Source organism: Aliarcobacter sp., from assembly GCF_041672065.1.
Taxonomy (GTDB): Bacteria; Campylobacterota; Campylobacteria; order Campylobacterales; family Arcobacteraceae; genus Aliarcobacter; species Aliarcobacter skirrowii.
Genome location: NZ_JBAZAH010000012.1, coordinates 24,224 through 37,065 on the forward strand (window position 1 = coordinate 24,224; position 12,842 = coordinate 37,065).

Sequence of the window (12,842 nt, forward strand, 5' to 3'; positions counted from 1 at the left end):
ATCCAAAATATGATTAAACAACTATTGCATCTGTTTGGTAAATTTTACTACTATTACAAAACTTTTTAAGTTTAAAACTATTTGTTGCAACTCCATTTTCAATATCCACAACCATCATTTGCAGTATTGCTTTACAAGAGTTTGGAACATCAAAGTGGCTACCAATTCCAGTTGTTGCTCTTTGAATTGGAGCTTTTTCATCCATTCCAATTACATTATCATAACAACCTGTTAATCCTATATCTGTTAAATATGCAGTATTTTGAAAAATTTGCAAATCATCTGTTCCTACATGAGTGTGTGTTCCACAAATAGCACTAACTTGATTTTTAAACATCATAAGCATTACTCTTTTTTCACTTGTTGCTTCACCATGAAAATCTACAAATATATTTTTAACACCTTTTTTTATTAAATCATCAACAACTTTTTTAGCAAGATTAAATGGATTTTCAACAAGTGGCATTGAGTATTGCCCCATAAGATTTAATACAGCAATTGTCTCAATATGATCTTCAACTTGAACATCTTTTATTAATAATCCTGTTCCAACTACTCCATCTGGATAGTTATGAGGTCTTAAAATATTTTTATTTTCAAGTAAAACTTGCAAATCTTTTTTCTTGTCAAAACTATGGTTACCACCTGTGATTACATCAACTCCTGATGAAAAAAGCTCTTTTGCACTATCAACTGTAAGTCCAAAACCATGACTTGCATTTTCACCATTTGCTATTACTAAATCCAATTTATACTCAGCTCTTAAATGTTTTAAACTCTCTTTAATTATCTTTCTTCCAGGACGACCAACTATATCTCCTATAAATCCTATTCTCAAACTATATCCTCTTTTAAAATTTTTAATCTTATCTCAAAAACTGCACCAAATTCACCATTATAAGCATCTATTAATCCACCATTCTCTTCAATAATATTTTTAGCAATAGATAGACCTATTCCCATTCCACCTTTTTCTTTTTGACTATTAAAAGGTTCAAATAGTTTTTTCATAGCTTCATTTTTTATTCCACCAGCACTATCTTTAAATCTAATAATAATATCTTTTTCAAAAGTTGAAACCTCTATTTTTAGCCATCTTTTATCATAATCTTCAATTTTTTCAAGTTCATCTAAAGCATTATTTATAATAATAATCCAAACTTGCTCAATTTTTTGTTTTTGACCATAAAAATAGAAGGTTTTATTAAATATTGTTTTATCATCCAAATCAAATAAAGTATCATTTAAATAGATTTTGCTTATATGTTTTGCTCTATTTTGTGCGATTGTAAGAGCTGTTTGAATTGTTTGATAGATATTTATCTTCTCTTTATTTGAAGCTTTTGAGTGCGTAACTTCTCTCATAGATTCAACAATATTTGCAATTCTATCTATTCCATCTTTCATTTTTTTACTATCTTGTAGCATTCTTTCTTTTATTTTTGTATCTTCTAAATCATTTATATCATAAGTCATTAACTCAAGATTTCCTTTTACATAAGTTAAAGGTGTATTTATCTCATGAGTAATTCCAGCTGCTAAACTTCCAATGTAGCTTAGTTTTGCACTTTTTATCTGCTCTTCAAGATGGATTTTCTCTTTTGCTTTACTCTTTGCTAACTCCTGTTTTATTCTTGTTTCAAGGTTTAAATTTAACTCTTGTAAAACTCTTTTATCTTCAAGTGAATTTACAATAAAAATAATCTGCTCTTTCTCTCTTAAAAGTCTTAAACTAAGCTCTAAATGAATTTTTGAACCATCTTTTTTTATAAAAATTTTCTCTATTTTTTGAACTTTTATTAAATCACTCATAGCATTTAATAGTTTTTTTAACTCTTTTTTTGAATCTGATAATATTAAATTCAAAGGTGATAATCTAATTAACTCTATCTCTTCATAGCCCAAAAACTCACAAAGCTGACTATTTACTTTTATAAATTTAAAATCTTTATTTAAAAGTGCAATTCCACTATGTACATTTTCAAAAATACTATTATATATCTGAACTTGGTTATTTAAATTAAAATATAGATCTTCAATCTTCATCTTATCAGTGCTATCTACACAGATAATATCTAAATATTGTTCAAACTCATAATTTATAACCTCTACAAAAATATCTACAAAAAACCTATCGCCATTTTTCTTAAAACCCTGAATATTTTTTAGACTCAAACTCTTTTTTTCATATGATTTTTCTACAGTTTTTTTAATGACTTTTTTCAAATTTCTATTTATTAATCTTTTATACTTATGACCCAAAAGCTCACTTTTTGAATAACCCAAAAAGCTAGAAAATGCTGAACTAATATTTCTTATAACTCCATCAAAATCTACTCTTATAAATAGAATATATCTATCCATAATCTCACTATTTTTATTTAAAATGTCATTATACTCTTGATTTGAAATATCAAGTTCTTCTTTTTTTGTCTCAATTTTTTTATTGTTTTCGGCAATTAATAAAGTAGTTATAACTGAAAATATAAGTGATAAAAAAAGCGTAACATATAGAAGATTTGAAAAATTATTAAGTAGAAAATATTTATAACTCTCTTTATCTTTTTTTACTAAAAATAGATAAAAATCACTATCATTTAAATCTATTTTTTTATAGATAAAATCATTTAAATCTATTGATTCTTGAATCTCATATCTATTTAAAAAGATTAATTTTTCATTTTGATTAGTAAAGAAATCTCTCATATCAATTTTGAGAATAAAAAACTCTTTTTTTGCTCTAATTGCAAAATTTAAAATATTTTTATTATTTTCATCCAAAAATATATACTCTTCATTTAAATTTAGAGTTCTTAATGTTTTAAAATACTCTTTATTGTAGTTTGTCTGTAATCTTAAATTGCTATTTTGATTATTTTGTAATATATATCTATCTTTAGAGTTAAAGCCCAATGATTTAAACTCTAAAATATTTTTATCATTTAAAACTCTATTTTTTATAAAATTAAAGATATCATCTTGAGTTTTTAAAGAGTCAATAGTTGACTCTACAATAGATATTTTTTGTCTATAAACATCTAAAAAATTTAAAAGTTTATCTTCTTGATTTTCTAAAATTGTCTTTGAAATTTGTTGATTATTTGTTTGAATATAACTGCTATGGTAGTTATAAAATGAGTTTAAAAAAAATGCAAATAAAAAGAGAAAAAATATCAAAAATGTAAAAAATATCTTAATATAGAAAGCTAATCGCATTATTTCGCTTTTTTGATTTTTATATAATATGTTGTCTCTTTTTCACTATTTTTACACCAAAAAATAGCTCTATTTTTATCAATTAACAGCTTTGCCAAATGTATTTGTGAATCTAAATAAGTATCATCTATCTTATTTAAAATATCATCAAGAAACTCCCTTTTAGCTTCATTTTCAATATCTTCAGTAATTTTAATTGTAATCTCATCTAAAATTATTGTTGTCGAAATTTTTATATTTGCTTTTTTTATATCATAAGTATTTATCTGATCTAATATAAATAAAATTATATTTTGAATAATAGATTTTAGTTCAAAAGAGCTAATTTGTAAATCAATACTCTCATCAATATCAAAAGATAAATTTGTATTTAAATTTTTAAGATTCTGTTTTAAATTGTGATTAATACTAGTTAAAACTGAACTTAAATTTGCTCTTCTCTCACTTGAGAAGTTAAATATTTTTTTTGTATCATTTAATATAAAAGATAGATTATGAAGCTCCCTTTTTACTCTACTTTGTAAAATTTCAATTGAATTCTCATCAAAATTCTTCTCATCGCTAGCTCTATCTAATTCATAAGATATTTTCGATATTGACTGTTGCCACTGATGAGAGATAGAGTCCATAATTTTTGATAAAAATGATATCTTTGCATCATCTTTTATATCTTTATCAAGAAGTCTTAACTCATTTAATCTATTTGATAAATCCTCTTTTAAAAGTTTATTCATCTTTTCAAGTTGTTTTGTATCTGTAATATCTGTTCTAATTGAACTATAACCAATATGCCTATTTTTAATATCATATATAGAGAAAATTTTCAATCTTACCCAGTAGGTATTTCCAAATTTATCTCTATTTTTAATCTCACCTTGCCAAGTATGAAGTATCTCTAAATCTTTTTTTAACTTTTTATAAAAATTTTCAGATACATCATCATGTCTTAAAAGATCAATATTTTTTCCAATTATCTCATCTTTTGAGTAACCAGAACTTTTGCAAAATGCTTTTGAAGCACTTGTTATTTTTCCATCTAAATCAAAATCTATTTTTAAAATATGGTTATCAATAATATTTGAAAGCTCATCATATTTTAGTTGCAAAATATCTTTTTTTCTTTTTATTTGTAATAAATATGCCAAAATGAAAATCAAAATAACAACAAATATACTAAAAAAGATAAGTAAGTAGCCATAAAAATCATCTATCTTTGCAATTTTTTTATCTGATTTATTATAATAAACCAAATACAAAGAGTCTTGATAAAACTCTAAATATGATACAAATGCAAAAGTTAAAACATTTTTATTGCCATCTTTTTTAACAACAAATGTCTTATTTTCTCTATTTTCAAAAGCTTTTTCTAATTTTTTTATACTATTTTTATTTGTTAAATATAAAGAGAAATCTTCTTCTTGTAGTTTAGATGCAAATAGTTTTTTAAATTTAAATTGTGATGAGTTTTGTTCAAGTTTTTCCAAAACCAAATCTAAATCAAACTCTATGTTCATTATAGATATGAGGTTTAAATTTTTATCAAATATTGGTTTTGAAAAGACCAAATATCCCTCATCTGAGATATTTTTATATGCTTTTTGCTCTTTTTTACTATTTATAACTTTCTCAATTAGTGAAATAGTAAGTGGATCTTTGAAATTTAAATCTTTGAAATTTAAAATTTGAACACCATCAACACTATAAAAACTAATATCAAAAACTCCCAAAGTAGTATAATATGAGTATTCAGCTTCAATTGCATCATAAAGAAGATTTTTAAGCCTCATCTCATTTTTTTCACTACTTATAATATCAACAATTTTATTACTTTTAATAATCTCTGTAAAATAGACAAATTCAGCGGTATCTTCAAGCTCTTTTAATAGAAGTTCATAATCTTTTAATATCTTATCTTTGATTTGTAAATTTACTTTTTCAAAATCACTATTTTTTAAATAGTTTAATGAAAATATAATTGTAATTACTACTAAAAAAAAGAGTATCACATACCTTATTTTATTCATTAATTAATTCTCATTTAGTATTTCTAATACTTGTTTCTCCAAAGCTTCAAGAGAACTAAATGGTTTCATTATATAGTGAGTTGCGCCCTCTTTATGAGATTTTAGAACTTTATCTAAAGTTGAATATGCTGTCATCATAATAACTTTTTGATCTTCGCCTTTGTCTCTAATTTTTTCTAAAACATCAATTCCATTCATTTGTGGCATCATAATATCTAAAAGCACTAAATCATATTTTGAACTATCATTGCTAGTTAAAAATGTAAGAGGATTTGAAAAAGATGAAACTTTGAATTTTGGATTTCTACTTAAAAATCTATTCAAAAGATCTAAAATCTCTGTTTCATCATCAACTATTGCTATACTAAATTTTCTATTTTCCATTTGTTGCTCCTTTATTAAATAATTTTGTTGCAGCATCTTTCATAACTGCATTGTTTTTCTCTTCCAAAATTTTATCTAAATATACAAACACTTTTTCACTAGCATTTTCAACTAACTCTATCTTCTCTTCAATTAACTCTTTTGAACAAGATATCTCATTTCCTGAACACTCTTTTGCTAAAATATTTGCCTCTTTGTGTACAACTGCGTGAGGATTATCTAAACCTTTATATGAAGCCACAAAGCTAAACTCTTGTTTTCCAAGTCCTGTATTATACCATTGACCTAATCTACACTGCGTATGGTCAACTGCTTTAAAGTTATTTGGATTTCCAAAAATCAATTGATATAGATTGTTTTTATAAATAACATGATCTAGTTTTGCAAGATTTATAAATATCTTATTTGAAATACTCTCAACTTCATAAACCGCTCTATTTGAATTTTTTTGGAAATTATTCATTAAACCACTTAGAGTATCAATTCTAGTTTTTGTCTCATTTACAACATTTATAACAACATCTGAACTAGTTTTTATCTTCTCTGTTTCATGCTGTATTGTTGTAACAACATCTTTTATCTGTTTAGCAGCATCAGCACTTCTACTAGCTAGATTTCGTACCTCTTGAGCAACAACAGCAAAACCTTTTCCAGCTTCACCAGCAGTTGCAGCTTCAACAGCAGCATTAAGAGATAAAATATTTGTTTGGAAAGCTATTTCTTGAATAATATTTATAACAGAAGCTATATCTTGACTCTTTACAACAAGCGAATTTACAACTTCATTTTCGCTTTCAATTTCACTGTGAAGATTATCTGTATATGAAACTATCTCTTTAATAAGATTTAAACCTTTTATTGAACCATCTGCTGTCTCATTTGACTCTTTTTGCATAGATTGTAACTCTTCTAAAAGACTTAAATATGTAGTTTGAGTATCACTTAAAGATTTTGTAACATTTTTATTGTGTCTTGCTAAAAGACCACCCTCTTTATTGTCGTGAATTGATGTTTTTCTCAAAGCAACGAGTGTATAATTTTTGAATTTTTTAGCAACAGCTTCAGCTTCGCACTCTTGTAAAATAACTCTATCTTCTCCTCTTTTAACTGCTTCAATAATAGGAGAAAAATCACTTAAATTTGTTTTAGTAACACTATTTGCAAAGAAAAGTTTATCATTTTCATCAAATACAGCCATTCCTTCTTCTATTGAAAGTGTTGATATTTTTTTAAAAAGTTCAATCTCTTCATCTTTTTTATTAAGTGCATTATCAAACTCTTTTTTAAGTTTATCAAACTCTTTTGTAACTAGCTCATCTTTTTTGATAAGTTCAGTTTTTAAAGCTCTTATTTCAAGTTCTAAGTTTTTAATTTTTTCATCTTTTTCTTTGTTGTTAAAAAACATCTCTTCTCCTAGGCTCTATTAAATTCTAAAGAGTAGCTAAAATATACTTAAAAATTATTTTGCTCTTTTGCGCATAAATAAGCTTGGGAAAATACAATTTGAAAATTAAATCCACCCAACTCTCCCGTTAAATTCAAACACTCTCCTATAAAATACAAATCTTTTTGTTTTAAACTCTCAAATGTTTTATGATCTATCTCATCTGTACAGATGCCACCTTTTGTAACTTCTGCTTTTGTATATCCAAAATTCCCAGCAGGAGCAAAACTATATTTTTTTAATATTTTCAAACTCTCAATCTCCTCTTTATCTAATTTTGAACAAGGTTTATCATCTAAATTTATCGATTTTAAAAACTCTTGAGTAAACCTTTTTGGCAAAGGCAAGGCTGTTGATATATTTTTATTTCCCATTAAAAGTTTTTCAATATTAATATTTGGTAAAAAATCAATTGCTATTTTTCCCTTTTTCCAATACAAAGAGCTACTTAAAACAGCTGGTCCACTAAAACCTTTATGAGCAAAAAGTAGATTTCCCTCTATTTTTTTATTTTCAACAAATATATTTACAAATATTGAAAGTCCTGATAAATCTTTAAACCAAAACTGCTCTTTTTGAACAGTAAAACCTACAAGTGCTGGATTTAAATCAACTATTGTATGATCAAACTTTTTTGCAATATCAAAAGCGATAGCTGAAGCCCCCAAAGAGGCGTAAGATAAGCCTCCACTAGCAACTACAACTTTTTTTGCTTCAATAATAGCTTTACTTGTAGTTATTGTAAAAAAATTATTGTATGAAATATCCAAAACCTTTGTAGAGAGAAACTTTTTTATATGAGTTGTTAAAAGATTAAACATATCTATAACATCTTGGCTAGAGTCGCAAAAATATGTACCTTTTACTATTTTTGGATTTATTTTTGGAAAGAGTTGATTTTTATTCAAAAATCTAAGCAAATCATCTTTTGAAAATCTTTTTAAAATATCTTTAGCAAAATCTCTATCTCCTAAATAGTTATTTTCACTTACAAACTCATTTGTGATATTGCACTTTGCCCCACCTGAAACTTTTATTTTTTGCCCTATTTTATCATTTGAATCTATTAAACAAATATTTTTAAATTTTTTCTTATCTAAATTTGAAGCAAACATCAAACCACTTGCACCTGCTCCAATTATTGCTATGTCGTAAATTTTATATCCTTTTTTATAGTAAAAATATTTTTACCATCTATATAATCATAAAGCAGATTATACCCGTTTGCTTTTAAAATATTAAATACAATATAAAGTCCCAAACCAAAAGATTCATTTGAAGTTTTTATAGAAAATGGCTCTAAATATTTTTGAAAATCACCTTTTAACTTCTCACCATCATTTATAAATAAAATATCATCGCCAATAGTTTTTATCTCAAGAGATTTGCTATTTGAGTATTTTATTGCATTATCAATTAGATTTTTTATAGCAATACTAAAGAGCCTAAAGTTTACAAAAAGCTTTATATTTTCGTAAGAGTTTTTTACCAAACTATCTTCAAGCATCAAAATATCTTTTGCTTCATCTAATAAATCTTCTAAAAAATAGCTCTTTTTTTCTAAAATTTTATTTTGAGATATTAACTCTTCAATAGTTGCAAACTCATTTATTAAGGCCTCTAAACGATTGAAAACCATTTTTAGTTTTTCACTATTCTCTTCATTTTGTTCAAGTTGCAGAAGAATTTTTCCTTTTGTGATTGGAGTTTTAAGTTCATGCATAATATTTCGTATAAATACATTTCTTGACTCTTTTATATTTTTTAATTTTTTTGCACTATTTTTAAACTCTTTTGTCAAAATTGTTATCTCATCATTTTTGCCACTACTTTTTATCTCAAAATCAAACTTCTCATCTCCAAGATTTATAACCTTATCTTTTAAAATTTTAAGAGGTAAAAGCTGTTTTAATGTTCTTATATATAAAAAAGTTAAAACAAAAAATAGAATAAAAAAGACAAAAACAAGATAGTAACTATTTGAAAAACTACTACTTTCAATATCTTTTATTAAAAAACTAACTTTTGGTCTTTCAAAAAGCAGATAGTTTTTGCCATCTATTACAAATATTTTAAAAACCTCTTTTCCTCTATTTCTTAAAAATATAAGTTTTTTATTTTTATTTTTTAAAATAGGTTTTATATCTTTATCAAAATATAACTCATAGTTCATATCTTTTAAAAAACTTTTAAAATTTTCATCTATATTGTGTCTTTGTTTTTCAACTACTTTAAAAAGTGGTCTATATTTATCTATTAACTCTTTATCTTTAAGATAGTTCTCATTTGTAAGTAGAAATATAAATGAAAAAACAAGAAGTAAAATTGTAATAACATAGTTTAAAGTGTTTGAGAATATTATTGAATCTTTATTCATTGTATAAATTTATACCCCATTCCTCTAATAGTTTGAAGATATTTTGGCTCTTTTGGATTGCTTTCTATTTTATGTCTAATTCTATTTATTATAACTGCAAGTGAACCACTACTTTCATAATCACTATTTAAAACATCTGAGTTTTCAAAAATATCATCACGGCTTACTATAAAACCCTCTCTTTTTATAAACAGACTTAATATTTCAAACTCAGCAGCTGTTAATTTAATATACTCACCATCTTTTGTAATCTCTTTTTTCTCCTCATTTAAAAGAAATGTTTTTTTGATATTTGGTTCATCTATTTGTATTGATTTATTAAATCTTCGCAAAATTGTTCTAATACGAACCTCTAACTCTCTTGGATCATAAGGTTTTGGTAAATAGTCATCAGCTCCTAATTTTAAAGCCGTAACTTTATCTGTAATATCACTTCTTGCACTTGAAATTATAATTGGTATATCAAATTTATTAACAAGCTCTTTGCAAACATCTAATCCATCCATACCAGGAAGTGTTAAATCTAAAATTATCAAATCAAATTTTTCTAGTTTTAAACTAGAAAGAGCCAAAAATGGCTCTTCAAAATTTACTACTTGAATATTAAACTGCTTTAAATAGCTACTTAAAACATTTGCTAACTCTAAATCGTCCTCTATCATTGCAATTTTGATCATAGTTTAATCTTCAAATCTTTGTTTCATTTTCTCTTTTCTTAAATCAAGCAAAGTTCTTAACTGCTCTTTTTGTTTTGAATCTAAAACTTTATAAGCTTTCTCTATTATATTTGCATGTAACTCTTGATTTTTCTCTCTTTTATCTTTCATAATTTTAATAAATTTCTCTTTATCAAAACTATCTTTTGAAAAAGCATCACAAGGAAACTCTTGATTTTTTTTGCTATCTTTTATAATTTCATCAATCTTTGTTTTTTGATCTTTTGTTAAATTTAACTCATAAAAGATTCCCAAAATACCACTTTGTTGTTTTGACATTTTTTTTCCATCTTTTTTATTTATTGGACAGTTTTGACTATCTTTTCTAAAATCACAATTTGCTCCACCTTGTTGTGCATAAAGTCCACTTACCAAAATTGAAGCTAAAGCTAAACTTGATACAATTTTTCTCATTTTTAATCCTTTTTTTAAGATAATGAAATTATTGTATAACAACTTTAATGAATCTTAAATTTTATATTAACGAAACCTTACAATAAACAAAAAATAATATCTGTTTTGATACAATCAAACGATTTAAAAAATAATTAAATAAAGAGAAACAATGAAATTATCATATGTTTTGAAAAACAGAACAAATAGAGCTGGAGATTTTGCATTTAGAGTTGGTGGAGAGGAGTTTGCTGTAATATCTCATATTGAGAAAAGCAAAGTTATGGATTATGCTTTATTGATCAAAGATGATATTGAAAATCTAAAAATAGAGCATAGTGGAAACAAAGTTTCACAATATGTAACTATCTCTCTTGGAGTGGTTTGTAAAAGTGGTCTTGAGATAAATAGTAGTGAAGAGCTATATAAAAATGCAGATGAAAATCTTTATGAAGCAAAAAGATCTGGAAGAAATCGTGTGGTTTTAAAATAATGTTGATTAAAGTTGCTACTTTTAATCTATTTCAATTTTGTTCAAATAACTACTCTTTTTATACAAAAAAAGATAGATTTACAAAAAGCGATTGGGAAGAGAAAAAATCTTGGATAAAAAAACAACTTCTAAAAATGGATTGCGATATTGTAGGTTTTCAAGAAGTATTTTCACAAGATGAGTTAAAAGAGTTGTGTTTGGAGCTTGGATTCAAAGATTTTGTAGTAGTTCAAACTCCTAAACTAGAAGAGAAAAACCAAGTTTTCAAATCTACAACAGTAGCATTAGCTAGTAAATTTCCAATTAAAAATATAGAAAAAGTAGAGACAAAAGATAGTTTCTCTTTTTCAAGAGAGCCTATAAAAGCATCTATAAAACTTGATAATGATTTAGAAATTGTTGTTTATGTAGCTCATTTAAAATCAAATAGATTAAATGAGTTTGAGTATAGATTTACAAAAGATTCAACACTTGAAGAGAAAAAAAGCAAACTTGATATTGCTTTAAAAAACAACTACTCTCTTTCACTAAAACAACGCCTTAATGAGGCAAAAACTCTTCACTTTGATATTAAAAAACAAAAAAGTGCATCTATTTTGCTTTGTGATTTAAACGATAGAGAGCATTCAATAACTATTGATGCACTTACAAACAAAAGGTTTTATATAAAAGAGCTTTTAAAAGATGATTTAGTTTTGTTTGATAGCTATGATTTTGCTTTAAAAAAAGTTTATAATCCTCATCCAGAGTTCAAAGGTTTTAAAAGAACACCAACAAGCTATTTTATAGGCAAAGGAAATACTCTTGATTTTATTTTTGTAAATAGATTTTTAAAAGATAAAATCAAAGATTTTAAAGTTTTTGATGAGCATTTACAAAAGAATCAAAATGGAAGTTTAACTACAAGTGACCATGCGCAAGTGGTTTGTGAAATAGAAGTTTAAATATAGAAATTAAAAAATCAAGGGGATAAAAAATTGTCAATATTTCAAAAAACAGTTTTAAAAAGTATTAATCAAGATGAGAGTTTAATTGCTCTTCGTTGGGCTTCATTTCAAAAGTTTTTAGCAAAAGTTGAATATATAAAAACAGTAAAAGAGGAAAAATATCAAGATGGATTTTTAGTTGATATTTTTGAAAACTGCTTAGGCTATACTCTTGATATGACAAATCCAAAATCTTTTAATCTTGAGAGAGAAAAGAAAAACGAAACAGATGGCAAAAAAGCAGATGGAGTGATTTATGTAGATGAAAAAGTTGTAGGAGTAATTGAGCTAAAAGGACAAGATACAAAAAATCTTGACAAAATAGAGACTCAAGCATTTAACTATCACGCTTCGCACTCAAACTCAAAATATATAATAATCTCAAACTTTGATGAGCTAAGATTTTATGTAGATAAAAAAACAGCCTATGAGAAATTTAATCTTTTTACTCTAAATTATGAAGAGTTTAAAAAGCTTCATCTTTTACTATCTTATGAGAGCATAAAAACTGATATTCCTTTAAAACTAAAAGAGAAAACAAACAGCTTTGAGCAAGATATATCTAAAAAACTATATAAAGATTTCTCCAACTTTAGAACACTTCTTTTTGAAAATATTGTAAAAAATAATTATGATGAATCTAAAACTTTAATTGTACAAAAATTTGATAAACAAACACTTCTAAGACTCACTCAAAAACTATGCGACCGTATTATTTTTATACTATTTGCAGAAGATAGAGATTTGCTTAGAGCAAATATGATAAAAGAGATTAGAGAGGAGTTTATAAATCAAAAGTTTACAAACTA

12 protein-coding genes and 1 pseudogene are annotated in these 12,842 nt (G+C 25.3%); 3 read left to right on the forward strand and 10 right to left on the reverse strand.

The window, feature by feature from the left end:
- Window positions 1–13: 13 nt before the first annotated feature.
- The 10 genes and pseudogenes from WC168_RS03335 to WC168_RS03380 all read right to left on the reverse strand — a co-directional run bounded on the left by WC168_RS03335 (window position 14) and on the right by WC168_RS03380 (window position 10,575).
- Window positions 14–838, reverse strand: coding sequence for a TIGR00282 family metallophosphoesterase (locus tag WC168_RS03335; RefSeq protein ID WP_125296225.1), 825 nt, complete (start codon window positions 836–838; stop codon window positions 14–16).
- Window positions 835–3,216, reverse strand: coding sequence for a PAS domain S-box protein (locus WC168_RS03340; protein WP_279133731.1), 2,382 nt, complete (start codon window positions 3,214–3,216; stop codon window positions 835–837). Before WC168_RS03340 ends, WC168_RS03335 begins: the two co-directional genes overlap by 4 nt.
- A complete protein-coding gene (locus WC168_RS03345) occupies window positions 3,216–5,222 on the reverse strand; it encodes a PAS domain-containing protein (protein WP_372617519.1) in 2,007 nt (668 codons plus the stop codon). The genes WC168_RS03340 and WC168_RS03345 overlap by 1 nt, the downstream gene beginning before the upstream one ends.
- A gap of 21 nt (window positions 5,223–5,243) precedes the next feature.
- Entirely contained in the window at window positions 5,244–5,624 is a 381-nt protein-coding gene (locus WC168_RS03350; RefSeq protein ID WP_066162468.1) for a response regulator, read from the reverse strand.
- Complete coding sequence (locus tag WC168_RS03355; RefSeq protein WP_372617532.1) at window positions 5,614–6,036, reverse strand: CZB domain-containing protein; 423 nt, start codon at window positions 6,034–6,036, stop codon at window positions 5,614–5,616. Before WC168_RS03355 ends, WC168_RS03350 begins: the two co-directional genes overlap by 11 nt.
- Window positions 6,034–7,029, reverse strand: a pseudogene (locus WC168_RS03360) (methyl-accepting chemotaxis protein); the annotation flags it as partial. The gene WC168_RS03355 and the pseudogene WC168_RS03360, both read right to left, overlap by 3 nt.
- A gap of 47 nt (window positions 7,030–7,076) precedes the next feature.
- Window positions 7,077–8,207, reverse strand: a complete 1,131-nt coding sequence (locus tag WC168_RS03365; RefSeq protein WP_372617534.1) for an NAD(P)/FAD-dependent oxidoreductase — start codon at window positions 8,205–8,207, stop codon at window positions 7,077–7,079.
- Window positions 8,208–8,212: 5 nt separating this feature from the next.
- On the reverse strand, window positions 8,213–9,445 hold the full coding sequence (locus tag WC168_RS03370) for an ArsS family sensor histidine kinase (protein WP_372617521.1): 1,233 nt from the start codon (window positions 9,443–9,445) through the stop codon (window positions 8,213–8,215).
- A complete protein-coding gene (locus tag WC168_RS03375) occupies window positions 9,442–10,122 on the reverse strand; it encodes a response regulator transcription factor (RefSeq protein ID WP_066162480.1) in 681 nt (226 codons plus the stop codon). The genes WC168_RS03370 and WC168_RS03375 overlap by 4 nt, the downstream gene beginning before the upstream one ends.
- A 3-nt stretch (window positions 10,123–10,125) precedes the next feature.
- A complete protein-coding gene (locus WC168_RS03380) occupies window positions 10,126–10,575 on the reverse strand; it encodes a Spy/CpxP family protein refolding chaperone (protein WP_115588423.1) in 450 nt (149 codons plus the stop codon).
- Between the two features lie 151 nt (window positions 10,576–10,726).
- Between WC168_RS03380 and WC168_RS03385 the strand changes: the two genes are divergently transcribed.
- The 3 genes from WC168_RS03385 to WC168_RS03395 form a co-directional block, all read left to right on the forward strand.
- Complete coding sequence (locus WC168_RS03385; RefSeq protein WP_372617524.1) at window positions 10,727–11,047, forward strand: GGDEF domain-containing protein; 321 nt, start codon at window positions 10,727–10,729, stop codon at window positions 11,045–11,047.
- Window positions 11,047–11,991, forward strand: coding sequence for an endonuclease/exonuclease/phosphatase family protein (locus WC168_RS03390; RefSeq protein WP_372617526.1), 945 nt, complete (start codon window positions 11,047–11,049; stop codon window positions 11,989–11,991). The genes WC168_RS03385 and WC168_RS03390 overlap by 1 nt, the downstream gene beginning before the upstream one ends.
- A gap of 33 nt (window positions 11,992–12,024) precedes the next feature.
- A partial coding sequence (locus WC168_RS03395; RefSeq protein WP_372617528.1) for a type I restriction endonuclease occupies window positions 12,025–12,842 on the forward strand: 818 nt, incomplete at its 3' end.